Origin of the sequence: Streptomyces sp. NPDC006294 (genome assembly GCF_042870895.1) — a bacterium.
Taxonomy (GTDB): domain Bacteria; phylum Actinomycetota; class Actinomycetes; order Streptomycetales; family Streptomycetaceae; genus Streptomyces.
In genome coordinates, this window is sequence record NZ_JBIAHV010000004.1 from 1 (window position 1) to 26,653 (window position 26,653).

Below are 26,653 nucleotides of genomic sequence, written 5' to 3' on the forward strand. Positions count from 1 at the left end.
GGGGCCACCCCCGCAACCCGTCTCCGGGCCCCGCACACCCGGGGGGGGGGGCGTTCCTGCACCCCCGGCCCGGGGGGGGGCCCCCCCCGGGGGGGGGGGGGCCCCCCCCCGGCGGGCCCCCCCCCCCCCCGCTCGGACGTACGACGACGGGTCGTTGCGACCCGTCTCCTACGACCCTTCGGAACCCGACGGGCGACGGTGCCGGCCGTGCGGCTGTGTCGCCGCGTCCTCCGTCGCCGCACCGCCCCGGTGCTTTCCGGCACCGCCGCCGTCGCCCCGCCCGGCGGCCGCGGACTGCGGACGCTCGTGGGTCGTGTCGGTTCGGGCTTCAGACATGTGGGAAGTCACCCCGTGTGATCGCTGCTTACGTGTGTCGCAGGGCGCCCGGCCGTACCTGAGGAGTCCGCGCCCGGTCGCCCCGGCCCGAGAGTCTAGCCACGGGCCGCGCCGCCGGTGAGTGGTGCCTGCTGCAAGGGAACCGGCCTGCACACAACAGGACTGACGGAGCCTTCGCATGGTTCCCCACCTGCGGCTTCCGGTTGTGCGGGTTCTGTGGCCTCCTCCTGAGGATAGGTTTCTGCAGAAAGAACGAGAGGCTCCGGCGCCTGCGCCCGGGCCACCCCACACGGCATCGACCCGGTCGCGCAGGGAAGTTGCAGCATCCCGTCCCGGCTCCAGGTGCCGGAACCCGTCAACCAGCCTTCGGGCGCGGCGAGTTGATGGAGCCGCCGGTCCGCCGGGCGCCACATGCCCAGCCAGCTGCCCTCCGCGCCGTCGATCCGCAGCGCGACCGCACAGTTCTCCGGCATCAGCACCTGCCCCGGCTGGACCGCGAACGGTGTGACCAGCGCGTCCGGCAGGCGCAGACTCCGCGGGAACCGCACCGGCCGCGCGCTGCCCAGTACGCCCCAGCCGAGCAGGTCCTGACCGGGCCCCGGCGCGTTCGAACGGACCAGCAGCAGACCGCTGTCGGCGTCCGCGAGCAGCAGCCGGTCGTCGCTGTCCTCGGCGATCTGGAGCAGCGGCGTCACCTCGCCGCCCCGCTCCAGATCGACCGCGATCGACTTCACCGGCCCGCCGTCCGGCTGCGTCCGGTCCAGTGCGAGCAGCCGGCCCGTACGGTCCAGCCACACTCCGCCCGAGCAGTGCCCGCTCACGTCGGCGATGTGCTCGGGCCCGTCGCCGCCCGCCACCAGCCAGATGCCGGTCGTACGCTCGCCGGGGGCCAGGGCGTAGGCGCTGAGGCCGTCCGGTGACGGCGGCAGCAGGGTCAACTCCGCGGCGGCGACGGCCCCGAGGGCCAGCTCGCCCGTCGCGGGGCCGGTCGGGTAGAGCAGCGAGAAGGTGTGCCGCTCCGCGACCCGGCGGCGGATCAGGACCCGGCCGTCGGCGAGCGGCAGCACCTGCGCCTCGGGCTCCTCCGGCTGGTCGAGCGGCAGCGGTACGGCGTACGGCTCGGGCCCGTCGAGCGTCCAGCGCTCGGGGAACAGCGCGTCGCCCGTACCGGCGAGGCGGGCTCCGTACGTCCCGTCCGCCGTGATGGTGAAGGCCGGCTCGCCGGCCGTCGCCGGGGGCTCCGCGTCCCCGCTCGCGGGCTCCCCGCCGGTGGGCTCCGTGCCGCCCGTTCCGGCGGGCCCGTCCGTACCGTTGTTGTCCGTGACCGCCCCGTCCTCCGTGGCGGTCTCGATGGCCAAGGCTGTCATCGATGCCTCACCTCCGGACTCCGAAGCTAGGTATCGCACTTCCTGCCGAACAACACGAGCTGCGTACCTTCACACATAAGGGTGGCCATGCGGCGATTCGCCTGTGAATGACGGGGCGGTTGTGCTGCCCGCCGGAGCCGTGGATAAGGTAAGGGCCACCTAAGTTCGTAGAGCAGGAGCACGCCATGTCCGTACGCCGCCGCGGCACATCCGCCGCAGTCGCCTTCGCCGCCGCCCTTTCCCTCGCCGCCTGCGGCGCCGGCGGCGAGGCCGGTGAGGACGCCGGCGCGAAGGCCGACGACGGTGGCAAGAAGGCCGTGGCCCAGGGCGGCAAGGACTTCGGCGACGCCGCCGCGAAGACCGCGGCGATGGGCACGGACGCCGAGCCCGGCGAGTTCCCGCGCACCATCACCCACGCGCTGGGCGAGACCGAGATCAAGGCCGAGCCCAAGCGGGTCGTCGTCCTCGACGTCGGCGAGCTGGACAACGTCGCCTCCCTCGGCGTCCAGCCGGTCGGCTACGCGCCGACCGAGGGCGACGACGGCATCCCCGAGTACCTGAAGAAGGCCGCGGGCGCCCCCAAGAGCGTCGGCACCATCAACAGCCTCAACCTGGAGGCCATCGCCGCCCTGAAGCCGGACCTGATCCTCGGCAGCCAGCTGCGCGCGAGCGACAAGTACAAGGAGCTGTCGCAGATCGCCCCGACCGTCTTCTCCATCCGCCCGGGGTTCACCTGGAAGGAGAACTACCTCCTCAACGCCGCGGCGCTGGACAGGACCGCTGAGGCGGAGGCCAAGCTCGGCGCGTACGAGAAGAAGGCGAAGCAGCTCGGGACCGACCTCGGCGAGAAGAAGCCGACGGTCACCATGCTCCGTTATCTGCCGGGCAAGATCCGCCTCTACGCGAAGGCGTCCTTCATCGGCACGATCCTGGACGACGCCGGCGTCCCGCGGCCGAAGAACCAGCAGATCAACGATCTCGCCGCCGAGATCAGCCCGGAGAAGATGGACGAGGCCGACGCCGACTGGATCTTCACCGGCGTCTACGGCGACCCCTCGAAGACCAAGCGCGACACCGCCGAGTCCAACCCGCTGTGGAAGAACCTGGGGGCCGTCAAGGCCGGGCAGGCCAAGGACGTCCCCGACGAGACCTGGTACCTCGGCCTCGGCGTCACCGCCGCCGACGAGGTCCTCGACGACCTGCGCGGCTTCCTCGTGAAGTAGACCGTGACGTCGCAGGCGGGGAAGCGGACGTCGTGAAGTAGGCGCACACCGGGTGGACGGACGGGGCAGGTAGCCTTTGCTGCGTGCCCCGTCTGTCTGAAGTCATCGCCGCGCTCGACGCCCTCTGGCCCCCCGAGCGGGCCGAACAGTGGGACGCCGTCGGCACGGTCTGCGGAGACCCCGGCGCCGAGGTCACCCGCGTGCTGTTCGCCGTCGACCCCGTCCAGGACGTGGTCGAAGAGGCGGTCGGGCTCGGCGCCGACCTCCTCGTCACCCACCACCCGCTCTATCTGCGCGGTACGACGACCGTCGCCGCCGGTCACTTCAAGGGCCGGGTCGTGCACACCCTGATCAAGAACGACATCGCGCTGCACGTCGCGCACACCAACGCCGACACCGCCGACCCCGGCGTCTCCGACGCCCTCGCCGGAGCGCTCGACCTCCGCGTGGTCGGTCCCCTGGTACCCGACGCCACCGACCCGAACGGGCGCCGCGGCCTCGGCCGGGTGTGCGAACTGGACCGCTCGGAGACCCTGCGCGAGTTCGCGGCCCGTGCCGCGAAGCGCCTGCCCGCCACCGCGCAGGGCATCCGCCTCGCCGGCGACCCCGACGCGACCGTGCGCACCGTCGCGGTCAGCGGCGGCTCCGGCGACAGCCTCTTCGAGCAGGTACGGGCCGCCGGCGTCGACGCCTTCCTCACCGCCGACCTGCGCCACCACCCGGCGTCGGAGGCCACCCAGCACTCACCGCTCGGCCTCGTCGACGCCGCGCACTGGGCCACCGAATGGCCCTGGTGCGAGCAGGCCGCGGCCCAGCTCGACGCAATTTCCGACCGGCACGGCTGGGACCTGCGGGTCCACGTCTCGACGACGGTCACTGACCCCTGGTCCGCCCACCACGATTCCTCTGGAGCCCCCAACTGAACGCCGCCCCCGCCGACCAGATCCGACTTCTCGACGTCCAGGCCCTCGACCGGCGACTGGGGCAGCTCGCGCACAAGCGCACGTCGCTGCCGGAGCACGCCGAGATCGACTCGCTCACCAAGGACCTCACCCAGCTCCGTGACCTGCTCGTCGCCGCGCAGACCGAGGAGAGCGACACCGCCCGCGAGCAGACCAAGGCCGAGCAGGACGTCGACCAGGTGCGCCAGCGCGCCACCCGCGACCAGGACCGCCTGGACTCCGGCGCGATCACCTCGCCCAAGGACCTGGAGAACCTGCAGCACGAGATCGTCTCCCTCGCCAAGCGCCAGGGCGACCTGGAGGACATCGTCCTCGAGGTCATGGAGCGCCGCGAGTCCCTGCAGGAGCGCGTCGCCGAGCTGACCGAGCGGGTCTCCTCCGTGCAGGGCAAGGTCGACGACGCCATCGCCCGCAGGGACGCCGCCGAGCAGGAGATCGACGGCGAGACCGCGTCGATCACCAAGGAGCGCGAGCTCGTCGCCGCCTCCGTCCCGGCCGACCTGCTCAAGCTGTACGAGAAGCTGCGCGTCCAGCAGGGCGGAGTGGGCGCGGCCCGGCTGTTCCAGCGCCGCTGCGAGGGCTGCCAGCTCGAGCTGAACATCACCGAGCTGAACGACGTCCGCGCCGCCGCGCCCGACACGGTGCTGCGCTGCGAGAACTGCCGTCGCATCCTCATCCGCACGTCCGAATCGGGACTCTGATGCGGGAGTTCGTCGTCGAGGCCGACGGCGGCTCCCGGGGCAACCCGGGCCCCGCCGGCTACGGCGCGGTCGTCCTCGACCCGGTCTCCGGCGAACCTCTCGCCGAGGCCGCCGAGTACATCGGCGTGGCGACGAACAACGTCGCCGAGTACAAGGGCCTGGTCGCCGGCCTCAGGGCCGCCCACGCGCTCGACCCGGAGGCGGCCGTCCGCGTACGGATGGACTCCAAACTGGTCGTCGAGCAGATGTCGGGCCGCTGGAAGATCAAGCACCCCGACATGAAGCCCCTGGCGGCCGAGGCCGCCCGGGTCTTCCCGCCCGGCCGGGTCACGTACGAGTGGATTCCGCGCGAGCGCAACAAGCACGCGGACCGGCTCGCCAACGAGGCGATGGACGCGGGCAAGAAGGGCAAGCAGTGGGAGCCGTCGCGCTCCATGGCGGCGCTCGACGCGCGCGACGCGGAGGCGGCGCGCGTGGTCGGCGACGCGGCGGTGGGCGCGGCGAAGGCGCGGGCGGCGATGGGGCGGACGACCGCCGAGGTCTCCGCCGGGGCCCCGGCCGGTGTCGGGCTCGGCGCCCCCGGGACGCCCACGGCCGTCACGGAACCGGCCCCCGCAGCCGCCCCCGCGCCGGGATGGGGGCCGCCCGACATGGGGCTGCCCGCCACCTTCGTGCTGCTCCGGCACGGGGAGACCGTCCTGACCCCCGAGAAGCGGTTCTCCGGCAGCGGCGGCAGCGACCCGGTGCTCTCCGCCGTCGGCCGCCGCCAGGCCGAGGCCGTCGCCGCGGCCCTCGCGGAGCGCGGCACGATCCAGGAGATCGTCAGTTCCCCGCTGCGCCGCTGCCGCGAGACGGCGGACGCGGTCGCCGCGAGGCTCGGCCTCGGGGTGACCCTCGAAGAGGGCCTGCGCGAGACCGACTTCGGCGCGTGGGAGGGCCTGACGTACGCGGAGGTACGGGACCGGTACCCCGACGACCTCGACGCATGGCTCGCCTCCCCGAAGGCGACGCCGACCGGCGGCGGCGAGAGCTTCGCCACGGTGGCGCGCCGGGTCGCGGCGACCCGCGACAAGCTCCTGGCCCGCAGCCAGGGCCGCACGGTCCTGGTGGTCACCCACGTGACCCCGGTCAAGACACTGGTCCGCCTGGCCCTGAGCGCCCCGCCGGAATCCCTGTTCCGCATGGAACTGTCGGCGGCGTCGCTGTCGGCGGTGGCGTACTACGCGGACGGCAACGCGTCGCTGCGGCTGCTGAACGACACGTCGCACCTGCGGTGAGGGTGGGGGCGGTCCGCTGCGCGGGCTTGTCCCCTCCCCTCCCCGCCCCTTCCCGAAACCGGGCTCTGCCCGGACCCGCGCCTCACTCTCCCCCTACGGCCTGGCGGCCGTGGGAGGTACCCCGGCGGGGCTGGGTGGGCCGGTCTTGTCGGGGCGCTGGCCTGAACCCTGTGCCTCGGTCGTCGGCGGGGCTGGGTGGGCCACCTTCCGCGCGGCGAAGTCAGGCCCGCCCGGCGGGCCGGGTTGCCGTGCAGCGGCAACTCAAGCCCGGCCCGGGGGTGCTCCCCCTACGGCTGGCGGCGTGGGAGGTGCCCCCGCCCACGGCCGCCAGGCCGTAGGGGGAGTTCGAGGCCACCGCGCGGAGCCCGGGCCGCCGCCCGGAGGGCGGTGCGGGGTCCGGGGCCTGCCCCGCCACGCGGCGGAGCCGCACATCCGGTACAGCGGGAAGGGGCGGGCAGGGGAACACGCCCGCCGCAGGCGCTACCCGGCCGCACCCCCGACCCCGCCGGCACCCCCCAGCTCCGCCGCCCCCCGCGCCAGTCCCGCGACCCGCGCCCAGTCCCCGGCCCGTACCGCGTCCGCCGGCAGCATCCACGTACCGCCCACGCATGCCACGTTCGGCAGCCCCAGATACGCCGGCGCCGAGGCCAGGGACACCCCGCCCGTGGGGCAGAAGCGGGCCTGCGGGAGCGGTCCGGCGAGGGACTTCAGATACGGGATCCCGCCCGCCGCCTCCGCCGGGAAGAACTTCATCTCGCTCACCCCGCGCTCCAGCAGCGCCACGACCTCCGACGCCGTCGAGACACCGGGCAGGAACGGCACCCCGGACGCCCGCATCGCGTCCAGCAGCGCGTCCGTCCACCCGGGGCCGACCAGGAAGCGCGCCCCGGCCGCCACCGCCGAGGCGACGCCCGAGGGCGAGATCACCGTGCCCGCGCCGACGACCGCCTCCGGCACCTCCGCCGCGATCGCGCGGATCGCGTCGAGCGCGGCCGGGGTCCGCAGCGTCACCTCGATCGCGGGCAGCCCGCCCTCGACCAGGGCGCGGGCGAGCGGCACGGCGTCGGCGGCGTCGTCGATGACGACGACGGGGATCACGGGGGCGAGGTCCAGCACGGAGATCATGCGCTCATCCTGCCCAGCGGAAGCGCAGCACACAACGGCCGTTGCGTAGGGTGCAATGCGACGTCAGTGGATCTCCGACACCACCACGTCCAGCCCCCACGCCTTCCCCGCCTTCTTCGGCGCCTGCGCCTCCACCACGTACCCGAGGTCCCGCAGCGCCTCGACCAGCGCCGCCGGGGACTTCGGCGCCGCGCCCGCCTCCAGCAGGCTCCGTACGAGCCGGCCCTTCGTCGCCTTGTTGAAGTGGCTGACCACCGAGCGCTTCTCGACGCCGTCGACGATCTGGGAGTGCAGCACCCGTACCGTCGCCGTACGGTCCGCCACCTCACCCGTCGGCTTCCACGCCGCCGCGTACGCCGACGAGCGCAGGTCCAGCACCATCCCGCCGCCGGCCGCCTGAGGCAGCGCGGACTCCATCGGGCCCCGCCAGTACGCGCCCAGATTGCCGAGCCCCGGCAGCTTGACGCCCATCGAGCAGCGGTACGGCGGGATACGGTCGCCGACCCGCACCGCGCCCCACAGCCCGGAGAACACCAGCAGTGACTTCCGGGCCCGCCCGCGCGCGGCCGTGTCCAGCGTGGCCAGGCCCAGGGCGTCGTACAGCACGCCCGTGTAGAGCTCACCGGCCGGACGGGTGCCGGCCGTCCGCAGCTCCACGTTCTTCGCGATCTCGCCGCGCAGACCCTCGCTCAGCCCGAGCACCAGCCGCGCCTTCTCCTCGTCGGCCGCGCAGAGCTCGACCAGCTCGTCCAGCACGGCGGCCCGTGCCTGAGCGAGCCCCGGCAGCGACAGCGACTCCGGCTTCAGCGGAGCCCCGCGGCCGGCAGCGGCCTTGCCCTCCGACGGCGGCAACAGGACAAGCACGGCGGTCTCCTTCGTACGAACACGGGCGGGGGTGCGGCCCCGCGCAAGGGTACAAAGCGCCGGGGCCGCCGAAATGCCACCACCCCCGCCCCGCCCTACGCTCGGTCCATGCCCCGCCGCCAGATGACCGTGACCGGCGCAGCCGAGGCCCCGCTGCGCGCCGCCCTGCGTGAACTGCGCACGACGCTCGACGTGCCGGACGGCTTCCCCGCGGCGGTCCTCGCGGAGGCCGAGGCGGCGGCGAAGGCGCCGCGGCTGCCCGAAGAGGACGCGACGGACATCCCCTTCTTCACCGTCGACCCGCCCGCCTCCGTCGACCTCGACCAGGCGATGCATCTCGCCCGCCGCGCCGGCGGCTTCCGCGTCCACTACGCGATCGCCGACGTCGCCGCCTTCGTGACACCCGGCGGCGTGCTGGACTCGGAGGCCCACCGCAGGGTGCAGACCCTGTACTTCCCCGACGAGAAGATCCCCCTCCACCCGCCCGTCCTCTCCGAGGGCGCCGCGAGCCTGCTCCCCGGCCAGAGCGCTCCCGCGCTGCTGTGGCGGGTCGACCTCGACGGCGAGGGGCGTACCGTCAGCGCCGACGTCCGCCGCGCACTCGTCCGCAGCCGCGCCAAGCTCGACTACGAGGGCGCGCAGCGGCAGATCGACACCGGCACCGCGGAGCAACCGCTCGCCCTGCTGAAGGAGATCGGGAAACTGCGCGAGGCGCTCGAGACCGAGCGCGGGGGCATCTCGCTGAACGTTCCCGAGCAGGAGATCGCGCGACGGGACGACGGCTCCTACGCCCTCGCCTACCGCGCCCCGCGCCCCGCCGACGGGTGGAACGCCCAGATCTCCCTCCTCACCGGCATGGCCGCCGCCCGCCTGATGACCGCGTCGGGCACGGGCATCCTGCGCACCCTGCCGACCGCCCCCGACGGGGCGGTGGCACGGCTGCGCCGCTCCGCGCAGGCCCTGCGCGTCGACTGGCCGCACCATGTCTCGTACGCCGAGCTCGTCCGCTCCCTCGACCCGCGCGAGCCGCGCAACGCGGCCTTCCTGGAGGAGTGCACGACCCTGCTGCGCGGCGCCGGGTACTCGGCGTTCACCGGCGGGGTCCTGCCCGTGCCCGCCGTCCACGCCGCGGTCGCCGCCGAGTACACCCACTGCACCGCGCCGCTGCGCCGGCTCGTCGACCGCTACGCGGGCGAGCTGTGCCTCGCCGCCGTCGCGGGCCACGAGCCGCCGGAGTGGGTGAGCGCAGCCCTGGAGGCGCTGCCCGCGGAGATGGCCGTGGGCTCGCGCCGGGGCAACACCGTGGAGCGGGAGTGCGTCGACCTCCTCGAGGCGGTCGTGCTGCGGGACCGGGTCGGTGAACTCTTCGACGCGGTCGTCGTGGACCTCAAGGACAACGACCCCTCCGCCGGCACCGTCCAGCTCGAGGACCCGGCCGTGGTGGCCCGTATCGACGGCGACGGCACGCCGCTGCCTCTGGGGGAGCGGCTGCGGGTCCGCCTCACCGCGGCGGACCCGGCGCGGGCGAAGGTACGGTTCACGCCGGCGTGACCGGCGCCCGCGCCGGACGCTCCCCGCTCACCGCCTCCCGCAGCGCCTTCGCGAAGGCCCTCGCGTCGTCGGCGTGGACGCGGACCGTACGCACGGACCGCTCCCGCCCCAGCAGACCCACGTGGGTCACCGGCCCGGACAGCTCCAGCGTCACCGACGTCTGCGCGGCGACCTTCAGATCGAGGACGCCGTCCTGCTCCTGGTGCGTGAAGCGCAGCTCGTGGCGGACGGCGGCGATCCGGTCCAGCGGTATGCGCAGATCCACATGGCCGGCCTGGCGCAGCCGCAGCGTGTCCGCCGACAGGACATGGGGGCGGGTGACCGAGGCGGCCTGCAGGCCCAGCATGAACAGCACCGTGTAGACGTCCAGGACGAGCACCACCGCGTGCACGACCGGCCAGTCCGTCAGCAGATACGACACGGCCACCGTCTCCACGACACACACGAACGTGGAGCCGTACATCAGCGCGGCCTGGTCCCTCGCGTGCCCGAAGGCCCGGTCGCCCGGCCCGACGCCGTCACGCCGCCGCCCGGCCCACAGGAACAGGCTCCGCATCAGCCGCAGTTCGTGCCCCACCAGCCGCAGCACGGGTACGGGCACCAGCTCCGCCACCGCCTCCCGCCGGGGCAGACCGCGTCTGCGCAGCGTCACGTACGCGTACACCTCGGCGCCCAGCAGCAGCACGACGGCCGCCTCGGCGGCGGCGAGGACGGGCAGAGGGACCGCCACGCCGCCCACCAGGCAGACGGCGAGCAGCACCTCGGCGGGCAGCACCGCGTACGCGACGGGCCGCAGCACCCGCGGCAGCCGCCTCATCGGGCACGCTCCACCAGCAGTTCCAGGGCGCGGGTCACGACCGCGGCCTGGGCGGGGGAGAGGTCGGCGAGGTAGGTGTCCAGGAAACCGTCGTCCGGGACGCCGCCCCGGGCATCGAGCTGTGCCGCGACCTCGTCGGGCAGCATGTCGGCCAGCTCGCGGGCGCTCTCCTCGACCCGTGGATCGGCCGGGTCGGCGTCCGCGAGCGTGTCGAGGGCCGCGTACAGCGCGTACGCCCGCTCCATCGCCCCCGGCGCCTCGGTGATCCGGCGCATCGTCCCCATCAGCCGCTCCTGTTCCGGCGTCGGCGCCACGGTGTCCAGCAGCGCCAGCAGCTCACGGTCCTTGGCCGCCATCGCGGGCTCCGGCCCGGGCAGGGCGGCGGACGTACGGGCCATGTCCCCGAACACCTCCGCCAGCAGCGGCGACACCGGTCCCTCCGCGGTCAGCTCCCCGCCGCGGGCCTGCGCGAGAAGCACGGCCAGCCGGGTCCGCCGCCCGTGGATCAGCGCCTCCTGCCGCGCGAGGTCCTCGTCCAGTTCCTCGAGCACCTCGACGAGATCCCGCCCGGCGTCGTCCGCGACCACGTCCCGCACCTCGTCGAGCCCGAGCCCCAGCTCGGTCAGCCGCCGGACCCGGGCGAGCAGCACGGCGTCGCGTATCCCGTACTCCCGGTATCCGTTGGCCCGCCGGACGGGCTCGGGCAGCAGTCCGAGGTGGTGGTAGTGCCGCACGGCCCGCGGGGTCACCCCCACCAGCGCGGCGATCTCTCCGATTCGCATGGGACCAGTAGAAACGTTGACGCTGCGACAAGGTCAAGCGGTCCGGAAGGCCGCCCGGACTGCCGTCGCGTCCCGTTGATCGTGTGCCACGATCGAGGTAACGACCCCGATCACACGGACGGCGGGTGCCTCGATGTCCGACGCTGACGACATGACTGCCATGACGCACGAACCGATCACGCAGGACGCGGCCGTTCTGCTGGAGGGCTTCCTGGCGCTGGACACGCCGGAGGGCTTCCGCGCGGAGCTGATCGAGGGGGAGATCGTTGTGACACCGCCGCCGGACGGGGACCATGAGGACTACATCAGCTTGATCATCAATCAGGTGATCAGGCGGTCGCAGACCGACATGGCGTTCTCCGGGAACAAGGGCCTGACGCTGAAGGAGGCTCCAGGTAGCCCGAGGGACCACGTCATCCCCGACGGAACCTTCGCTCCGGAGCAGCGGCGCCTGTTCCGTGGCGCGGACCCGTGGATGCCCTGTGAAGGGGTGGCGATGGTACTCGAGGTCACGTCACGCCGTGCGAGTGTCGACCGCGAGGTCAAGCGTCGCTGCTACGCACGAGGAGGCGTCCCGCTCTACCTCCTCGTGGACCGGGACACCTCCACCGTGACGCTCTTCAGCGAGCCGGAGGACGGTGACTACCGCCAGCAGAACCTGGCGCCCTTCGGTAAGCCGCTTCCTCTCCCCGAGCCGTTCGGGTTCGACCTGGAGACGGCCGAGTTCCTCTGAAACGGCAGGTAGCATGGTCCCCACGGCAGACGAGCCGGGCGGACGGCCGCGTGGGGTCCCGAGAGGGATCTCCCGAGGAACGTCCGGGCTCCACAGGGCAGGGTGGTGGCTAACGGCCACCCGGGGTGACCCGCGGGACAGTGCCACAGAAAGCAGACCGCCGGGGCTGCGCTCTTTGAAAGAAGGGCGGTCCTCGGTAAGGGTGAAACGGTGGTGTAAGAGACCACCAGCGCCTGAGGTGACTCAGGCGGCTAGGTAAACCCCACCCGGAGCAAGGTCAAGAGGGACCGCCGCGAGGTGGTCCTGCGCGGACGATCGAGGGCTGCCCGCCCGAGTCCGCGGGTAGACCGCACGAGGCCGGCGGCAACGCCGGTCCTAGATGGATGGCCGTCTCCCCGGCCGCCGCGAGGCGACCGGGCGACAGAACCCGGCGTACAGCCCGACTCGTCTGCCGCTCCTCCGTCTCACGCCCGCTGGCGGGCGTTGCGTTGCCAGAGGGTGAGCAGCGTCGTGGTGTCGGGTGGGGCGGTGTGGGCCGGACAGACGTCGAAGTGGCTGACGCGGCAGTTGCCGGAGGGTGCGGCGCCGCGTAAGTTGACCGCGGTGCCGTCGCCCGCGACGCGCCAGCGGCGGCCGGGCGGGACCGAGGCGGTGGTCTGGGCACCCGGCTCCATCAGCATCCAGCGGCCGCCGGTCGTGCGGTACCACTCCGCCGGCGCGCCGCATTCCCGGCAGGCGGTCCGGCCCCGCTGCGGGGCGGTGGCCGTACGGGCGACGAACGTCAGGGCGTCGCCCGTGGCCGCCAGGATGTCGCCGAGGCGCAGGGGGTCGCGGGCAGTCGGCCCGGCGAGCTCGCAGGGCGTGCACAGGGCGGAGCGCCGGCCGGCGTCCCAGTGGGCGTCCGGGCCGTCGCACGCGGCGCATCGAAAGCCCAACTCCGGCCCCCCACTGGTCCGTTACGGCGTAGCGCGCTTCCTTCCCCTTCGGAAGTCTTCCGAGCGTGACGGAATCGAAACCACGGCCGGCCGGCCCGCGGGCGGGCAGGGCCGTGGCAGGCTGGCGGCCATGGAGCGCACGGAACACCGGGATCACTGGGAGAGCGTCGGCCGCCTGCACGCCTGGCTGGGGGAGAACAACGCGCACCCGCCCGAGCAGGAGGTGCTGCTGCGGGTGCTGAAACTCTCCGAGGAGGTCGGCGAGGTCGCCCAGGCGGTCATCGGCGCGAAGGGCCAGAACCCGCGCAAGGGCACCACGCACAGCTGGCAGGACGTGGAGTCCGAGCTGTGCGACGTCATCATCACGGCCATGGTGGCGCTGCGCACCCTGACCCCGGACGCGGCGGAGGTGTTCGCGTCCCAGCTGGACCGGGTGGTGAAGCGTTCCCTGGGCGGCTGACCTCCGGAGGGGCGGGCGGCCCGTCAGCCCCGCCCGATGTACGGCATGTTCGTCGCCAGCACCGTCGCGAACTGCACGTTCGCCTCAAGCGGCAGTTCCGCCATGTGCCGTACGGTCCGGGCCACGTCGACCACGTCCATCACCGGCTCCGGGGCCAGTTCGCCGTTGGCCTGGAGGACGCCCGACCGCATGGCGCTCGTCATGTCGGTGGCCGCGTTGCCGATGTCGATCTGGCCGCAGGCGATCGAGTAGGGCCGGCCGTCCAGTGACAGGGACTTGGTCAGGCCGGTGAGGGCGTGCTTGGTGGCCGTGTACGGCGCGGAGTCGGGGCGCGGCGTGTGCGCCGAGATGGAGCCGTTGTTGATGATCCGGCCGCCCTGGGGCGTCTGCTCCTTCATCTGGCGGAACGCCGCCTGCGCGCACAGGAACGCGCCCGTCAGATTGGTGTCGACGACCGTGCGCCACGCCTCGTACGGCAGGTCCTCGAAGCGGACGCCGCCGGGGCCGAACGTGCCCGCGTTGTTGAACAGCAGGTCCAGCCGGCCGTAGCGCTCCCGGACGGCGGAGAAGAGCGCGGCCACCGCCCCGGGGTCCGTCACGTCCGCCGGGACGCACAGCACCTCCGCGTCCGGCCGGACGTCACGGATCAGCGCCGCGGTCTCCTCGAGCGTCTCGTTACGCCGACCGGCGAGTGCCACTGCCCACTTCGGGCCAATCCCGGCACCGGCGGCCGTGTCCTGTCCCGTTTGTGCCAGTTCGAGTGCGACGCTCCGGCCGATGCCGGAACCTGCACCCGTCACCACCGCGATCCTCAGTGCTCCGTCCATGGCCCGCAGCGTACGCGCCTGCGCCGTACACGGAACTCATCCGACCGCCATGCGAATGTCGTGTCTGCGACAACGCGGATTCGTCGACTCCGACTCCAATGCGACTGACAACAGCCGACAGGGGAGGGCCACATGACACCCGCGCACACGACCCACTCACCCGAGCTGAGGGCCGCCGCCGCCCGGCACCTCGGACGGCGTACCGTCCTCACCGCCACGGCAGCCGCCGCGGCGCTCGCCTTCTCGGTCAACCTGCCCGGCACCGCGCACGCCAGGACGGTCAACGGCCGGAAGATCACCGAGAACCCCTTCACCCTCGGCGTCGCCTCCGGCGACCCGCGGCCCGATTCCGTCGTCCTGTGGACGCGTCTCGCGCCCAAGCCGTACGAGCCCGGCAGCGGGATGCCGCAGGCGAGCGTCCAGGTCGAATGGGAGGTCGCCCACGACGCCGCCTTCGCCCGGACCGCCAAGCGGGGCTCGGTCACCGCCCATCCCGAGTTCAACCACAGCGTCCACGTCGAGGCCGCCGGCCTGGAGCCGGACCGCGTCTACCACTACCGCTTCCGCACCGGCGCCTGGATCAGCCCCGCCGGCCGCACCCGCACCGCGCCCGCGCCCGGCGCCGCCCTCGGCGAGCTGAAGCTGGCCGCCGTGTCCTGCCAGGCCTACCACGACGGGTACTTCACCGCGTACGAGCACCTCGCGGCCGAGGACCTCGACGTCGTCTTCCACCTCGGCGACTACCTCTACGAGTACGGGGTGAACTCCGCGGGCGGCGCCCGCAACTACACCGACCGCGTCCTGCCCGCCCACTTCAACCGGGAGACGGTCACCCTGGAGGACTACCGGCTGCGGTACGGCCTCTACAAGTCCGACCCCGACCTGCAGGCGGCCCACGCCGCCCACCCCTTCGTCGTCACCTGGGACGACCACGAGACCGAGAACAACTACGCCGACCAGACGCCGGAGAACGGCGTGCCGCCGGAGGAGTTCCTGATCCGCCGGGCCTCCGCCTACCGCGCGTACTGGGAGAACATGCCGCTGCGCGCACCGCAGCAGCCCGTCGGCCCCGACATGCAGCTGTACCGCCGGCTGCACTTCGGGCAGCTCGCCCAGTTCGACGTGCTCGACACCCGCCAGTACCGCTCCGACCAGGCGTACGGCGACCGGGCGCACGTCTCGGGGCCCGAGTCCGAGGACCCGTCGCGCACCATGACCGGCGCGCAGCAGGAGCGCTGGCTCATCGACGGCTGGCGCGCCTCCACCGCCACCTGGAACGTCGTGCCGCAGCAGGTCAACTTCTCGCGGCGCGCTCTGGACCTCGAGGCCGACCCCAGGCTCAGCATGGACGCCTGGGACGGTTACCCCGCCTCCCGCGACCGCGTCCTCGACGGCGCCCGGTCCGCCGGCGTCGAGAACCTGATGGTCCTCACCGGGGACGTGCACGTCGCCTACGCGTACGACATCAAGCGCGACTACGAGACCCCCGGGGCCGAGGTCGTCGGCACCGAGATCGTCGCCACCTCGATCTCCAGCGGCAAGGACGGTGCCGACAAGCCGGCCACCTGGGACACCTACACCCGGGCCAATCCGCACATGAAGTTCTACAACGGCCGCCGCGGTTACGTGACGATCACCCTCGGCGCGCAGCAGGCGCGCGCCGACTTCCGCACGGTCGCCGCGGTGACGACGCCGGGCGCGCCGGTCACCACGACGGCCTCGTTCGTGACCGAGGCCGGCAACCCCGGCCTGAAGCCGGCCTAGGCAGCCGGCCGGCCTGGATCCGGGGGACAGAACCTAGTCGCGGACGGTCTCGCCCGGGAAGCGGACGCCGATGCGGTCACGGACCGCGTCGAGCGTCCGCATCACGGCGAGCGTGCCGTCGAGCGGGACGAGCGGCGACTCCTTCTCGCCCGCCCGCACGGCGCGCATCACCTCGGCCGCCTCGTGCTCCAGCGAGTCCCGGCGGCCGTCGAAGAGGAACTCCTCGGGCTCCTCGCCGTCGCGGTGCAGGACGAAACGCTCGGGGAAGAAGAAGCCGTCGGGCACGTCGATCCGGCCGGCCGTGCCGGTCACGGACGCGGTGACCGGAGTGGCGGCCGTGATCGAGCAGGACAGCAGCGCCGTCGCGCCCCGGTCCGACCAGCCGAGCAGCATCCCGGTGTTCAGGTCCACGCCCTCGGGCGACAGCAGCGCGTCGGCCTGCACTCGGTCGGGCTCGCCGAGCAGCAACTGCGCGAAGGAGACCGGGTAGACGCCGAGATCGAGCAGGGCGCCGCCGCCGAGCGCGGGGTCCCGCAGCCGGTGCTCCGGGGCGAACGGGCCCGCCAGCCCGAAGTCCGCCTGCACGGTGCGCACTTCGCCGATCGCCCCCTCGCGCACCAGCTCGGCGATACGGCGGACCGCCGGGTGGCAGTACATCCACATGGCCTCCATGAGGAACACGCCGCGGGTGCGGGCCAGTTCGACGAGCTCCGCCGCCTCCGCCGCGTTCAGGGTGAACGGCTTCTCGCACAGCACCGGCTTCCCGGCCTCCAGGCACAGCCCGGCCGCGGCCCGGTGTGCGGAGTGCGGCGTTGCGACGTACACCACATCGACGTCCGCGTCGGCCGCGAGCGAGGCCTGATCGCCGTATGCCCGGGGTATGCCGAACCGGTCGGCGAAGGCCTTGGCGGACGCCTCCGTACGCGACGCCACCGCCACGACCTCGGCATCCGGCATCGCCTTCAGGTCCTCGACGAACCGGGCGGCCATGCCTCCGGTCGCCAGTACGCCCCACCGCACGGTGTCGCTCATTGTTCGCCCACCCCTGTCCCTGCCGAATGTTCACGCAGAAAAGGTCTCGATCAGTCCGGACGAGCTGAGAGCATAGATGTTGAAAACAGGAACAGGAGCGGTAGATGCCGGAGAGCGGCCAGCACAAACAGGGACAGACCACTCACGCCGGACCGGCATCCGGGCCCGCACCCTCGGCGGTGCGCCCCGCTTCCACCGGTGTCGTCGCGGCCCGCCGGGCGGGGCTCCTCGTCACGCTGGTGCTCGGCGGACTCACCGCGCTGCCGCCGCTGTCCATGGACATGTACCTCCCGGCGCTGCCCGCCGTCACCCACTCCCTGAACGCGCCCGCCGCGACCGTCCAACTGACGCTCACGGCATGCCTCGCCGGCATGGCGCTCGGCCAGCTCGTCGTCGGCCCGATGAGCGACAAGTGGGGGCGCCGCCGCCCGCTGCTCGCCGGGATGCTCGTGTACGTCGTCGCCACCGCGATCTGCGCGTTCGCGCCGACGGTCGAAATGCTCATCGGCTTCCGGCTGTTGCAGGGTCTCGCCGGCGCGGCCGGCATAGTCATCGCCCGCGCGGTGGTGCGCGACCTCTACGACGGCGTGGACATGGCCCGGTTCTTCTCCACCCTGATGCTGATATCGGGCGTCGCACCGATCATCGCGCCGGTCATCGGCGGCGGGGTGCTGCGCGTCACCGACTGGCGCGGCATCTTCGTGGTCCTCACCGCCGTGGGCGTCCTGCTCACGCTCGTCGTCGTCAAGTGGCTCCACGAGACCCTTCCCGCGGAGAAGCGGCACAGCGGCGGAGTCGGCGAGGCACTGCGCACCATGCGCGGACTGCTCGCCGACCGGGTCTTCGCCGGCTACATGCTCACCGGTGGCCTCGCCTTCGCCGCGCTGTTCGCGTACATCTCGGCGTCGCCGTTCGTGGTCCAGGAGATCTACGGGGCCTCGCCGCAGACGTTCAGTCTGCTCTTCGGCGTCAACTCGATCGGGCTGATCACCGTCGGCCAGATCAACGGCCGGCTCCTCGTCGGCCGCGTCAGCCTCGACAAGGCGCTCGGCTTCGGCCTGGCGGTCATCGTCCTGTCGGCGACCGCGCTGCTCCTCATGACGGCGGGCGTCTTCGGCGAGGTGGGGCTGTTCCCGGTCGCGGCGGGGCTGTTCGTGCTGATGTCGGCGATGGGACTGGCAATGCCGAACACCAACGCGCTCGCCCTGATGCGCACGCCGCACGCGGCCGGTTCTGCGTCGGCGCTGATCGGCACGGCGTCGTTCCTGATCGGCGCGGTCGCGTCACCGCTGGTCGGTATCGCGGGGGAGGGGACGGCGGTGCCGATGGCCGTGGTGCAGCTGGTGTGCGGGGCGGGGGCGGTGGCGTGCTTCGTCGGCCTGTGCAGGCCGTGGCAGCGGCGGGGGGAGACGGTCTGAGGGGCGGGGGTTGGCTGCGGGTGGGTGGCGCCTGCGGCGGGCGTGTTCCCCTACCCGCCCCTTCCCTCAACCGGGGCAGGCCCCGGACCCCGTACCGCGCTGCGCGCGGTGGCCTCAATCGCCGGCCGGGCTTGAGTTGCCCGGCAACTTCAGCCCCGCCGGCGTTTGAGGCGCGGGGCCGGGCAGAGCCCGGTCTCGGGAAGGGGCGGGTAGGGGAACAAGCCCCGCGCAGCGGACACCCGTCACTCAGCCCCACGTACACTCTCTCGGTGACCCCCTCCACCCCCACCGCCGACACCCTCCGCGTCGCCCTCGCGCGGCTGCTGGACGGGCTGCCGCCCACGCTGGCCGCACGGGCCGTCGAGCGGCTGATCGCCAACTACCGCGGGGAGACGCCCACCGCCGCGCCCATCCTCCGGGACCGCGGTGACGTCGTCGCCTACGCCGCGTACCGGATGCCGGCGACGTTCGAGGCGGTGCGGGCCGCGCTCGACGCGTTGCGGGCCGCGGTGCCGGGGTGGGCGCCCGGGACGCACACCGACATCGGCGGCGGCACCGGTGCCGCGAGCTGGGCGGTGGCCGACGTGTGGGACGGGGCGCCGACGACGACCGTGCTGGACTGGGCCGAGCCCGCGCTCGCGCTCGGCCGTGAGCTGGCCGCCGCCTCCCAGGTGCCCTCGCTCCGCGACGCGCACTGGCAGCGCTCCCGTATCAGTGCGACGCTCCGCATCGAGAGCACCGATCTCGTGACCGTCTCGTACGTCCTCAACGAACTCACCCCCGCCGACCGCGCCGCCGTCGTCGCCGAGGCCGCACGCGCAGCCCGGGCCGTCGTCGTCGTGGAGCCCGGCACCCCCGACGGCTACGCGCGGATCATCGAGGCCCGCGACGCCCTGATCACCGCCGGACTGCGGATCGCCGCGCCCTGCCCGCACAGCGCCGCCTGCCCCATCGAGCCGGGCTCCGACTGGTGCCACTTCGCCGCCCGGGTCTCCCGTTCCTCGCTGCACCGGCAGATCAAGGGCGGCTCACTGCCGTACGAGGACGAGAAGTTCAGCTACGTCGCCGCCACCCGCACCCCCCTGGAGCCCGAGCCGGTCGCGGCCCGCGTCACCCGCAAGCCGCAGATCCGCAAGGGTCTCGTGCTGCTCGACCTGTGCACCAGGGACGAGGGGCTGCGCCGGGACACGGTGACCAAGCGCCACGGCGCCCGCTACAAGGACGCCAGGGACGCGGAGTGGGGCGACGCCTGGCCGCCCCGCGACGCCGTCACCGCAGAGGACTGAGACGAGACGTCTCGGTTCACCGATTGGTAGCTTGACCGCATGACCGATATGAAAGCCCCCGACTCCTCCCGCCGGAGCGAGCGCTCCCGCCGCGCGATCTACGACGCCGCCCTCGCCCTCGTCGGTGAGACCGGCTATGCGAAGACCACCATCGAGGGCATCGCCTCCCGCGCCGGCGTCGGCAAGCAGACGATCTACCGCTGGTGGCCCTCCAAGGCCGCCGTCCTCCTCGAGGCGTTCCTCGACCTCGCGGAGCAGGCCGCCGAAGCGGCCGGTTCCGGCGGCTACGAGATCCCCGACACCGGCGACCTCGCCGCCGACCTCCGCCTGGTCCTGCGCGCCACCGTCGACGAGATGAACACCCCCGGCTACGACGTTCCGGCCCGTGCGCTCGCCGCGGAGGGCGTGGTCAATGCGGAGGTCGGGGCCCAGTTCGTCGAAAAGCTGCTCGAACCGCAGCTCGAGTTGTATGTCACACGGCTGCGCGCCGCGCAGCGGGCGGGACAGGTGCGGGCCGGGATCGACCCGCGTATCGCCCTCGAACTGTTCGTCGGCCCCCTCACGCACCGCTGGCTGCTGCGCACCCTGCCGCTCACCCACGAGTACGCCGACCTGGTCGTGGACTACGCCGTTCACGGCCTCGCTCCCCGCGCCTGACCCCGGCCGCCGGCGGACGAACCGCGCGCCCCGTGCATGCTCCCGCGCGCCCCCGTGCGGCGGCTGTGCACACTCCGGAGGGCGACGTGCCCCACCCCGGTTGAGGACTGTGGCCACCCAGGGCGCAGGATGGTGGGAGCATGGCAGTGTCCGCGTGGGGCTAGCGTGAGGTGTGAGGGGATAGATGGGCGACGGTATCGGCCGCTACCGCAACACGGCGAGCAGGTCTTCCCGGGAGAGCCGGCTGACGCAGTGGCTGCGCCGCCGGAGCGCCGACCCCGGTGCGGAGGACTCGCGCCGCGAGGAGCTGCTGCTGGCCGCCGCCGCCGTGGGACTGCCGCTCGCGCCCGCCGCGCACCCCGTCGGCTACCGCTGCTCCTGCGAGCGCATCGGCTGTCCGACGCCGGCCACCCATCCGCTCTCGTTCGCCTGGCAGACCCAGTCCACGACCGACCGGGCGCAGGTCCAGCGCTGGGCCCAGGGCCAGCCGGAGGCGAACTTCATCACCGCCACCGGCATGGTGCACGACGTGCTCGACGTGCCGCTCGAGGCCGGCCGCGGCGCGCTCGACCGGCTGCTGGAGCGGGGGATCGACGTCGGCCCGGTCGCCGAGGTCGGCACGGACCGGATGCTGTTCTTCACCGCCACCCGCGGCACCCCGGAGGACGAGGACGAGTGGTGGCCCTGCGCACTGGACTGCCACCCCGAGACGATGGACGAGCACCCCGGCCTGCGCTGGCACTGCCGCGGCAGCTACGTCCTGGTGCCCCCGGCCCGGCTCCCCGGCGACGGTGACCTGGGCGTCGCCTGGGTGCGCGGCCCGGAGCATCCGCTGCCGGACCCGCTGACGCTGCTGGAGACGCTGACCGACGCGTGCGCGAAGTACGCGGGCGAGAACACGGACATGGACCACCACGCGGTGGCCTGGCCGCTGGGCCGCTGACACCACCGGCGCACAGCGATGCGCCCGAGCCGCCGAGCGGCGACGGGCAACCGGGCGCGACGGGCAACCGCGCGGCTCCGGCTGGAACCGCCCGGCCCGGGGCCGCCCGGCCCGGAGTGGGGCGCCGAGCGGCCCGGTGCCCTGGTGCGCGCCCGCGGGCTACGAGCCCTTCGCCGAGGTCAGTCCCGTCAGCCGGCCCCGTACGTCCACGACCTGGCCGGGCTCGCCCCCGTTGCTCGGCGGTACGACGGCCACGAGGTTCGAGACGCGCTCCTTGGTGAGCGAGGACTTCACCTCGCCGGTCAGCAGCGCCTTCACGTCCGGGACGACCTTCAGCTGGACGCCCTTCGCGGCCGTCTGGCGTTCGAAGTTGCGCACCGAGAAGAACACGAAGCCGCCGCCGTCCTGGGTGACCAGGCCCAGCGGCGCGAAGTCGCCCGTGTCCAGCGGCTGGTCGCGGTACTGGGTGTTCGTCCCCGGCACGTTCGCCCTCTTCGCGCGGTCCGTCCGCCACTCCGAGGTGTGCGGGCCGGCCTTGAAGTGGTCGGGCTGCCCGTTCTGCAGATACGAGGAGTACTCCTCGCTCAGATTCCGCGGGGCGACGGCGAGTTCGGTGCTGTCCGGCGCGACGGCCTCGCCGTGGCCGTCCTCGTCCGTCCTGAAGGGCGGAATCTCCTGCGGGGACAGGATCGCCAGATAGGCGGCCCGCCAGTCGGCGTCGGGACCCGTCCGTACGAAGAGGAGCACCCAGCGGTTGTCCTGGGGGCCGGCGTCCTGGTCGCGGTTGGAGTCGGTGTCGGCGACGAACCAGCGCGGCCAGCCGGCCTTCTTCGGGACGGTGAACTTCGCGTCGGACAGCTCCAGTGGCGAGTGATTCGGGTTGCCGTTCGGGAAGTTGGCCTGGCGGGCCTTGAGACCGGCCTGGTTGATCGCCCCCAGCGGACCCGTGACCTGTGCCGCGTCGAGAGCGGGATCGTACGCCTTGTCGGCCTTGTTGTACGCCTCGGTGAACGCGGCGAGTGCCTGCGCCGCCTCATCGTTCGTCGCCGACGGGACGACCGCCCGTTCCCCGTGCACCGTCACGCACGCGCTCGCCGTCAGGGACAGTACCGCCGTCACTGCGAGCCCCGTCGCCGCCCGACCCAGCCTTCTCATCGGTTGCCTTCTGCTCCTCGACCCCCATGGACCGTCCGAACCCTACCGGGGCCAGGAAAAGGGCGAGCGCCGGGACCAGATACAGCGCCCACACCGTGACCTGGAGGACCGTCGGGTTCGGCTGGAAGTTGAACACGCCCTTCAGCAGCGTCCCGTACCAGCTGTCCGGCGGGACGGCGGTGCTGACGTCGAACGCCTTGTCCGCCAGTCCGTCCAGGAACCGGGCCTCCTGGAGGTCGTGGACGCCGTAGGCGAGCACTCCTGCGGCCACGACGACCAGCATGGCGCCGGTCCAGGTGAAGAACTTCGCCAGGTTGATCCGCAGGGCGCCACGGTAGAACAGCCATCCCAGGACGACGGCGGTGGCGATGCCGAGCAGCACACCGGTCAGCGGGGCACTGCCCGCGCCGCCGTCCTCGGTCGCCGCTCGGACCGACGCCCACACGAACAGTGCCGTCTCGAGGCCCTCCCGTCCCACTGCCAGGAAGGCGGTGGCGACGATTGCCGCCGTGCCCATCCGCAGCGCGGCGTCCAGCTTGGCCCCCAGTTCGGCCTTCAGATGCCGGGCGGTCCGCCGCATCCAGAAGACCATCCACGTCACCAGGCACACGGCCACGATGGACAGCGAACCGCCGAGCAGTTCCTGCGCCTCGAACGTCAGCTCCTGCGAGCCGAATTCGAGCGCGAAGCCGAAACCGAGGGAGACTGCGACCGCCACGCCGATGCCGAGCCAGACGGGACGCAGCGCGTCCCGCCGGTCGGTCTTCACCAGGTAGGCGACGAGGATGCAGACGACGAGGCTCGCTTCGAGCCCTTCGCGCAGGCCGATCAGGTAGTTGCCGAACACGTCGGTCCTTTCTGCCCCTTCGGGGAGGTCACGAGAAGAGCGTCCGGCCCCACCAGTCGTCCGCGCCGCGGACGCCCGGGGGCACGGCGAACAGGGCCGAACCGACGTGCTGGATGTATTCGTTGAGGGCGTCGGAGCGGGCCAGCGACGTCTGCACGGGGATGAAGCCCTTGCGCACGTCACGCTGGTACGCGAGGAAGAACAGGCCCGCGTCCAGCCGTCCCAGACCGTCGGTGCCGTCGGTGAAGGAGTAGCCGCGGCGCAGGATCGTCGCCCCGCCGTTGGAGTCGGGGTGCGCGAGCCGCACGTGCGAGTCGGGCTTCATGGCTTTCAGGAACGGCTCGTCGTGTTCCCTGGACTTCCCCACCGGAGCGCCCTCGCCCTTGTCCCGGCCGAAGATGTCCTCCTGCTCCCGCAGCGGGGTGCGGTCCCAGGTCTCGACGTTCATCCGGATCCGGCGCGCCACCAGGTACGAGCCGCCGGCCATCCACGCGCTGCCGTCCTGTGCGGAGGCCCAGACGTGCCGGTCGAGCGCGGCTGTGTCGGCACCGGAGACGTTACGGGTGCCGTCCTTGAAGCCGAAGAGATTGCGCGGCGTCTGCGCGTCCGGCGTCGTCGACGACGTCTTGCCGAAGCCGAGCTGGGACCAGCGGACCGCTACCCGGCCGAAGCCGATCCGGGCGAGGTTGCGGATGGCGTGCACCGCGACCTGAGGGTCGTCGGCGCAGGCCTGCACGCACAGGTCGCCGCCGCTGCGTGCGGGGTCGAGGTTGTCGCCGGGGAACTTCGGGAGGTCGGTCAGCGCGCCGGGACGCCGCTCACGCAGGGCGAACCGGTCGTCGAAGAGGCCCGGGCCGAAGCCGACGGTCAGGGTGAGGCGGGACGGCTTGAGACCGAGCGCCTCGCCGGTGTCGTCGGGCGGGGCTTCGGGCAGGCCGCCGAAGGCGCCGTCACCCACCGCGTGACCGGCCGTCATCCGCTCGGCCGCGCGCGTCCAGTCCTTGAGCAGCTGCACCAGTTCGGCGCGGTCGCGCGTCTTCACGTCGAACGCGGCGAAGTGCAGCCGGTCCTGGACGGGCGTGGCGATGCCTGCCTGGTGCGGACCGTGGAACGGGACGGCCGCGCCGCTCGCGGCGGCGGACTCCGTCCGTCCGCCTCCGTCCCCGCCGACGGCGAGCGCCGCACCGCCGGCCCCGGCCGCCCCGAGCGCGAGCCCCGCACCGCCCCATCCGAGCAGCGAGCGCCGCGACGGCGACTTCTCGTTGGCCATGGCTACTTCACCACTGCCGCGGCGAGCTTCGACAGCGGCTCGGCGAGAGCGTTGACGCCGTCGCTGAGCTCCTTGCGTTCCGCCTTGCCGACCTGGTCGTACGGGGTGAACGCGTAGGAGGTCTTGTCCTCGCGGTACTCGTCGAGCAGCGCGTTCAGCGCCGCGAACTGCTTGTCCAGCTCGGCGACCAGCTTCGCGTCGTTCTTCGACGCGATCGGCTTGAGCAGTTCGTACGACTTCTGCGCGCCTTCGAGGTTCGCCTTGAAGTCGACCAGGTCGGTGTGGGAGTAACGCTCCTCCTCGCCGGTGACCTTGCCGGTGGCGACCTCGTCCAGCAGCTCCTTGGCGCCGTTGGCCATGGAAGTGGGCGTGATCTCGGCCTTGCCGACGCGCTCGACCCAGTCGGCGAGGTCGGCGTCCAGGGTGTCGGCGAGCTTCTTTTCCGCGCCGCCGATCTTCTTGTCCTGCCACAGCGCCTTCTCCAGGCGGTGCCAGCCGGTCCAGTCCTTCGCCGGGTCCTGGCCCTCTTCGAGACCGTCCTCACGGACGTCGACCTTCGGGTCGATGTCGCCGAAGGACTCGGCGACGGGCTCGGTGCGCTCCCAGCCGATGCGGGAGGGGGCGTACGCCTTCCTCGCGGCCTCCAGGTCGCCGGCACGCACCGCGTCGGTGAAGACCTTCACCTTGGGCAGCGTCTCGTTGGCCTGCTGCTGCACGTATGTGCGGTAGGCGGCGACGGCGGCGTCCATCTCGGGCGAGCGCTTCGCGGTCTTCCCGCCGGTGACGGTGACCTTCTGCCGGATGCCGTCGCCCTTCATGCCGGGCTTGCAGGCGATCTCGTACTCGCCGGCCTGTACCTCGGCGGTGATGTTCGCCTTGGTGCCGGGACCTATGTTCTCGCGCTCGGTGACGATCCGGTCGTCCGGGAAGAGGATGTAGACCTCGGTGACCTTGGAGCCCTTGTTCTCCACGGCCAGTTCGACATGGCCGGACGGGAACTCCTTCTTGGAGACCTCGCACGAGTCGTCCGTCGCGACGACGCCGACAGCTGCGCCGCCTCCCTCGGCGTCGCTCTTCTCGGCACAAGCCGTGACGGCGGTCAGGGCAGCCGCCGTGGCGAGGGCGGTGAGGGCGGAGAGGCGGACGGCTCGCATAGGGGCTCCACGGGTAACGAAAATGGAAGTGAGGCGTGCCTAACTTAACCGAGGCTTACCTCGCCCACATCCCCCCCTGCCGTGATCCGGCTCGCATTGCCGGCGAAGGGAAACGGAAAGGTCACCGCATGCCCTCGACCGTCCCATGGGCACCCCATGGCCGGGTCAAGTCGAATCGTCCGGCGCGACCGAGCAGCGCCGCCGGCGCACCGGCCGAGATGCTTGAATGCCGCTGGAAGCTTCGTTTCCCGAAGGTGAGGACAGGCGTGGGTTCGTTCGGAAAGAGTCAACAGGTGCCGGTTCTCGCCCGCGCACCGTTCTGACCAACGAGCATGACCGATGTCCGGCGCTGTCCCGAAGCACAGGTACCGAGGTGTCAGGTGAACGAACTCGACGTCCTGCACGTCTTCTGTGACGGCGACGGGCGGCACGGAAACGCCCTCGGGGTCGTAAGGGACCCCGGCCGCTACCCTGACCGCGGGGCCCGGCAGGCGCTCGCCGCCGAACTGGGCTTCGGCGAGACGGTGTTCGTCGACGACCCCGAGCGCGGCGTCGTCGACATCCATACCCCCGCGCAGCCGCTGTCCTTCGCCGGGAACCCGCTCGTCGGCGCCGCGTGGCTGCTCGACCTGGAGGCCGTCAACCCGCCCGTGGGGGAGGTCTGGACGCGCCACGACGGCGAGTTCACCTGGATCACCGCCCGCGCCGAGTGGGCGGCGCCGTGGCGGCTCGGACAGTACGCGTCACCGGCGGAGGTCGACGCGCTGCCCGCCCCGCCGCCCGGCGAGGGCGGGCTCTACGCGTGGGCGTGGGAGGACGAGGCGGCGGGCCGGGTGCGGGCCCGTGCCTTCCCCGGGGGCCCCGCCGAGGACGAGGCGACCGGCACGGCCGCGCTGCTGCTGACCGACCGGCTCGGCCGCGCGCTGAACATCACGCAGGGCCGCGGTTCGCAGATCCTGACCGCCCCCGGGCCCGACGGCATCGTCGAGATCGGCGGCCGCGTACGCCTCGTGCCGCGGGCCACGGACACGCCCCGGCCGGAGGGGGCCGCGGCCGGCCGGCCGGCCGTACGCGTCCCCGCCGTCCAGGGCCCGACCGGGCGGGTGCCGGCGGCGCTCCTGCTGCCGTGACACGCCGTGACACGCCGTGGCCCGGCGGGCCGCGGCG

General features: G+C 72.9%; 25 protein-coding genes and 1 other RNA gene. 14 read left to right on the plus strand and 12 right to left on the minus strand.

Going from position 1 to position 26,653, the window contains the following annotated elements; genetic code table 11:
* Window positions 1-431 precede the first annotated feature (431 nt).
* A complete protein-coding gene (locus ACFYOP_RS07845; RefSeq protein ID WP_356891407.1) occupies window positions 432-1,703 on the minus strand; it encodes a hypothetical protein in 1,272 nt (423 codons plus the stop codon).
* A 185-nt stretch (window positions 1,704-1,888) separates the two neighbouring features.
* Here ACFYOP_RS07845 and ACFYOP_RS07850 point away from each other — a divergent pair, with 185 nt between their 5' ends.
* The 4 genes from ACFYOP_RS07850 (at window position 1,889) to ACFYOP_RS07865 (ending at window position 5,866) form a co-directional block, all read left to right on the plus strand.
* Window positions 1,889-2,926, plus strand: coding sequence for an iron-siderophore ABC transporter substrate-binding protein (locus tag ACFYOP_RS07850; RefSeq protein WP_356891409.1), 1,038 nt, complete (start codon window positions 1,889-1,891; stop codon window positions 2,924-2,926).
* An 83-nt stretch (window positions 2,927-3,009) separates the two neighbouring features.
* Window positions 3,010-3,849, plus strand: coding sequence for a Nif3-like dinuclear metal center hexameric protein (locus ACFYOP_RS07855; RefSeq protein WP_356891411.1), 840 nt, complete (start codon window positions 3,010-3,012; stop codon window positions 3,847-3,849).
* Window positions 3,846-4,589, plus strand: a complete 744-nt coding sequence (locus ACFYOP_RS07860; protein WP_356891718.1) for a C4-type zinc ribbon domain-containing protein — start codon at window positions 3,846-3,848, stop codon at window positions 4,587-4,589. Before ACFYOP_RS07855 ends, ACFYOP_RS07860 begins: the two co-directional genes overlap by 4 nt.
* On the plus strand, window positions 4,589-5,866 hold the full coding sequence (locus tag ACFYOP_RS07865) for a bifunctional RNase H/acid phosphatase (protein ID WP_356891413.1): 1,278 nt from the start codon (window positions 4,589-4,591) through the stop codon (window positions 5,864-5,866). The genes ACFYOP_RS07860 and ACFYOP_RS07865 overlap by 1 nt, the downstream gene beginning before the upstream one ends.
* Window positions 5,867-6,346: 480 nt before the next feature.
* On the opposite strand, the gene eda is transcribed toward ACFYOP_RS07865, so the two are convergent.
* Both eda and yaaA read right to left on the minus strand, forming a co-directional pair.
* On the minus strand, window positions 6,347-6,991 hold the full coding sequence (eda, locus tag ACFYOP_RS07870) for a bifunctional 4-hydroxy-2-oxoglutarate aldolase/2-dehydro-3-deoxy-phosphogluconate aldolase (RefSeq protein WP_356891415.1): 645 nt from the start codon (window positions 6,989-6,991) through the stop codon (window positions 6,347-6,349).
* A 63-nt stretch (window positions 6,992-7,054) separates the two neighbouring features.
* Window positions 7,055-7,855 (minus strand): peroxide stress protein YaaA, encoded by an 801-nt coding sequence (gene yaaA / locus ACFYOP_RS07875; RefSeq protein ID WP_356891417.1) that lies wholly within the window; start codon window positions 7,853-7,855, stop codon window positions 7,055-7,057.
* A gap of 108 nt (window positions 7,856-7,963) precedes the next feature.
* Here yaaA and ACFYOP_RS07880 point away from each other — a divergent pair, with 108 nt between their 5' ends.
* Window positions 7,964-9,406: an RNB domain-containing ribonuclease gene (locus ACFYOP_RS07880; protein ID WP_356891419.1), complete on the plus strand. Its 1,443-nt coding sequence runs from the start codon at window positions 7,964-7,966 to the stop codon at window positions 9,404-9,406.
* Here the strand turns inward: ACFYOP_RS07880 and ACFYOP_RS07885 are convergent.
* Both ACFYOP_RS07885 and ACFYOP_RS07890 read right to left on the minus strand, forming a co-directional pair.
* Window positions 9,393-10,223 (minus strand): hypothetical protein, encoded by an 831-nt coding sequence (locus tag ACFYOP_RS07885; protein ID WP_356891421.1) that lies wholly within the window; start codon window positions 10,221-10,223, stop codon window positions 9,393-9,395. The two genes, ACFYOP_RS07880 and ACFYOP_RS07885, sit on opposite strands and share 14 nt — an antisense overlap.
* On the minus strand, window positions 10,220-11,005 hold the full coding sequence (locus ACFYOP_RS07890; protein WP_356891423.1) for a MerR family transcriptional regulator: 786 nt from the start codon (window positions 11,003-11,005) through the stop codon (window positions 10,220-10,222). The genes ACFYOP_RS07885 and ACFYOP_RS07890 overlap by 4 nt, the downstream gene beginning before the upstream one ends.
* Before the next feature lie 151 nt (window positions 11,006-11,156).
* Between ACFYOP_RS07890 and ACFYOP_RS07895 the strand changes: the two genes are divergently transcribed.
* Window positions 11,157-11,738 (plus strand): Uma2 family endonuclease, encoded by a 582-nt coding sequence (locus ACFYOP_RS07895; RefSeq protein ID WP_356891425.1) that lies wholly within the window; start codon window positions 11,157-11,159, stop codon window positions 11,736-11,738.
* A gap of 30 nt (window positions 11,739-11,768) precedes the next feature.
* An RNA gene (gene rnpB, locus ACFYOP_RS07900) (RNase P RNA component class A) lies at window positions 11,769-12,189 on the plus strand.
* A gap of 13 nt (window positions 12,190-12,202) precedes the next feature.
* Here rnpB and ACFYOP_RS07905 read toward each other — a convergent pair.
* Window positions 12,203-12,673 (minus strand): DUF6083 domain-containing protein, encoded by a 471-nt coding sequence (locus ACFYOP_RS07905; protein ID WP_356891427.1) that lies wholly within the window; start codon window positions 12,671-12,673, stop codon window positions 12,203-12,205.
* Between the two features lie 130 nt (window positions 12,674-12,803).
* Between ACFYOP_RS07905 and ACFYOP_RS07910 the strand changes: the two genes are divergently transcribed.
* Window positions 12,804-13,133 carry a MazG-like family protein gene (locus ACFYOP_RS07910; RefSeq protein ID WP_356891429.1) on the plus strand — a complete coding sequence of 110 codons (330 nt, stop codon included), beginning with the start codon at window positions 12,804-12,806 and terminating at the stop codon, window positions 13,131-13,133.
* A gap of 23 nt (window positions 13,134-13,156) precedes the next feature.
* Here the strand turns inward: ACFYOP_RS07910 and ACFYOP_RS07915 are convergent, their stop codons facing one another.
* The gene (locus ACFYOP_RS07915) at window positions 13,157-13,960 is read right to left on the minus strand and encodes an SDR family oxidoreductase (protein ID WP_356891431.1); all 804 of its coding nucleotides are present in this window, start codon (window positions 13,958-13,960) and stop codon (window positions 13,157-13,159) included.
* A 132-nt stretch (window positions 13,961-14,092) separates the two neighbouring features.
* On the opposite strand from ACFYOP_RS07915, the gene ACFYOP_RS07920 reads away from it, so the two are divergent.
* Window positions 14,093-15,724 carry an alkaline phosphatase D family protein gene (locus tag ACFYOP_RS07920; RefSeq protein WP_356891433.1) on the plus strand — a complete coding sequence of 544 codons (1,632 nt, stop codon included), beginning with the start codon at window positions 14,093-14,095 and terminating at the stop codon, window positions 15,722-15,724.
* Window positions 15,725-15,757: 33 nt separating this feature from the next.
* On the opposite strand, the gene ACFYOP_RS07925 is transcribed toward ACFYOP_RS07920, so the two are convergent.
* A complete protein-coding gene (locus ACFYOP_RS07925; RefSeq protein ID WP_356891435.1) occupies window positions 15,758-16,756 on the minus strand; it encodes a Gfo/Idh/MocA family oxidoreductase in 999 nt (332 codons plus the stop codon).
* Window positions 16,757-16,860: 104 nt separating this feature from the next.
* Between ACFYOP_RS07925 and ACFYOP_RS07930 the strand changes: the two genes are divergently transcribed.
* From ACFYOP_RS07930 to ACFYOP_RS07945, 4 genes are all read left to right on the plus strand, one after another.
* Window positions 16,861-18,174 carry a Bcr/CflA family multidrug efflux MFS transporter gene (locus tag ACFYOP_RS07930; RefSeq protein WP_356891437.1) on the plus strand — a complete coding sequence of 438 codons (1,314 nt, stop codon included), beginning with the start codon at window positions 16,861-16,863 and terminating at the stop codon, window positions 18,172-18,174.
* A 269-nt stretch (window positions 18,175-18,443) separates the two neighbouring features.
* Window positions 18,444-19,460 (plus strand): small ribosomal subunit Rsm22 family protein, encoded by a 1,017-nt coding sequence (locus ACFYOP_RS07935; protein WP_356891439.1) that lies wholly within the window; start codon window positions 18,444-18,446, stop codon window positions 19,458-19,460.
* Between the two features lie 39 nt (window positions 19,461-19,499).
* Window positions 19,500-20,117, plus strand: a complete 618-nt coding sequence (locus ACFYOP_RS07940) for a TetR/AcrR family transcriptional regulator (protein WP_356891441.1) — start codon at window positions 19,500-19,502, stop codon at window positions 20,115-20,117.
* A gap of 184 nt (window positions 20,118-20,301) precedes the next feature.
* Window positions 20,302-21,060 (plus strand): bifunctional DNA primase/polymerase, encoded by a 759-nt coding sequence (locus ACFYOP_RS07945; RefSeq protein ID WP_356891443.1) that lies wholly within the window; start codon window positions 20,302-20,304, stop codon window positions 21,058-21,060.
* Between the two features lie 159 nt (window positions 21,061-21,219).
* Here the strand turns inward: ACFYOP_RS07945 and ACFYOP_RS07950 are convergent, their stop codons facing one another.
* From ACFYOP_RS07950 to efeO, 4 genes are read right to left on the minus strand one after another with little or no spacing between them, the layout of a single operon-like run.
* A complete protein-coding gene (locus ACFYOP_RS07950) occupies window positions 21,220-22,143 on the minus strand; it encodes a hypothetical protein (RefSeq protein ID WP_356891445.1) in 924 nt (307 codons plus the stop codon).
* Window positions 22,094-23,062, minus strand: coding sequence for an iron uptake transporter permease EfeU (efeU, locus tag ACFYOP_RS07955; protein WP_356891447.1), 969 nt, complete (start codon window positions 23,060-23,062; stop codon window positions 22,094-22,096). The genes ACFYOP_RS07950 and efeU overlap by 50 nt, the downstream gene beginning before the upstream one ends.
* A 28-nt stretch (window positions 23,063-23,090) precedes the next feature.
* Window positions 23,091-24,332 carry an iron uptake transporter deferrochelatase/peroxidase subunit gene (gene efeB / locus ACFYOP_RS07960; protein ID WP_356891449.1) on the minus strand — a complete coding sequence of 414 codons (1,242 nt, stop codon included), beginning with the start codon at window positions 24,330-24,332 and terminating at the stop codon, window positions 23,091-23,093.
* A gap of 2 nt (window positions 24,333-24,334) precedes the next feature.
* Window positions 24,335-25,486: an iron uptake system protein EfeO gene (gene efeO / locus ACFYOP_RS07965; RefSeq protein WP_356891451.1), complete on the minus strand. Its 1,152-nt coding sequence runs from the start codon at window positions 25,484-25,486 to the stop codon at window positions 24,335-24,337.
* Window positions 25,487-25,818: 332 nt separating this feature from the next.
* Between efeO and ACFYOP_RS07970 the strand changes: the two genes are divergently transcribed.
* The gene (locus ACFYOP_RS07970; RefSeq protein ID WP_356891453.1) at window positions 25,819-26,616 is read left to right on the plus strand and encodes a PhzF family phenazine biosynthesis protein; all 798 of its coding nucleotides are present in this window, start codon (window positions 25,819-25,821) and stop codon (window positions 26,614-26,616) included.
* The last annotated feature ends 37 nt before the right edge of the window (window positions 26,617-26,653 follow it).

Bases quoted from the DNA above. Each gene is read 5' to 3' on its own strand.
- ACFYOP_RS07845 (WP_356891407.1), bottom strand. From the start codon at position 1,703: ATGACAGCCTTGGCCATCGAGACCGCCACGGAGGACGGGGCGGTCACG.
- ACFYOP_RS07850 (WP_356891409.1), top strand. From the start codon at position 1,889: ATGTCCGTACGCCGCCGCGGCACATCCGCCGCAGTCGCCTTCGCCGCC.
- ACFYOP_RS07865 (WP_356891413.1), top strand. From the start codon at position 4,589: ATGCGGGAGTTCGTCGTCGAGGCCGACGGCGGCTCCCGGGGCAACCCG.
- eda (WP_356891415.1), bottom strand. From the start codon at position 6,991: ATGATCTCCGTGCTGGACCTCGCCCCCGTGATCCCCGTCGTCGTCATC.
- ACFYOP_RS07880 (WP_356891419.1), top strand. From the start codon at position 7,964: ATGCCCCGCCGCCAGATGACCGTGACCGGCGCAGCCGAGGCCCCGCTG.
- ACFYOP_RS07885 (WP_356891421.1), bottom strand. From the start codon at position 10,223: ATGAGGCGGCTGCCGCGGGTGCTGCGGCCCGTCGCGTACGCGGTGCTG.
- ACFYOP_RS07890 (WP_356891423.1), bottom strand. From the start codon at position 11,005: ATGCGAATCGGAGAGATCGCCGCGCTGGTGGGGGTGACCCCGCGGGCC.
- ACFYOP_RS07895 (WP_356891425.1), top strand. From the start codon at position 11,157: ATGACTGCCATGACGCACGAACCGATCACGCAGGACGCGGCCGTTCTG.
- ACFYOP_RS07910 (WP_356891429.1), top strand. From the start codon at position 12,804: ATGGAGCGCACGGAACACCGGGATCACTGGGAGAGCGTCGGCCGCCTG.
- ACFYOP_RS07915 (WP_356891431.1), bottom strand. From the start codon at position 13,960: ATGGACGGAGCACTGAGGATCGCGGTGGTGACGGGTGCAGGTTCCGGC.
- ACFYOP_RS07920 (WP_356891433.1), top strand. From the start codon at position 14,093: ATGACACCCGCGCACACGACCCACTCACCCGAGCTGAGGGCCGCCGCC.
- ACFYOP_RS07925 (WP_356891435.1), bottom strand. From the start codon at position 16,756: ATGAGCGACACCGTGCGGTGGGGCGTACTGGCGACCGGAGGCATGGCC.
- ACFYOP_RS07930 (WP_356891437.1), top strand. From the start codon at position 16,861: ATGCCGGAGAGCGGCCAGCACAAACAGGGACAGACCACTCACGCCGGA.
- ACFYOP_RS07940 (WP_356891441.1), top strand. From the start codon at position 19,500: ATGACCGATATGAAAGCCCCCGACTCCTCCCGCCGGAGCGAGCGCTCC.
- ACFYOP_RS07945 (WP_356891443.1), top strand. From the start codon at position 20,302: ATGGGCGACGGTATCGGCCGCTACCGCAACACGGCGAGCAGGTCTTCC.
- efeB (WP_356891449.1), bottom strand. From the start codon at position 24,332: ATGGCCAACGAGAAGTCGCCGTCGCGGCGCTCGCTGCTCGGATGGGGC.
- efeO (WP_356891451.1), bottom strand. From the start codon at position 25,486: ATGCGAGCCGTCCGCCTCTCCGCCCTCACCGCCCTCGCCACGGCGGCT.
- ACFYOP_RS07970 (WP_356891453.1), top strand. From the start codon at position 25,819: ATGACCGATGTCCGGCGCTGTCCCGAAGCACAGGTACCGAGGTGTCAG.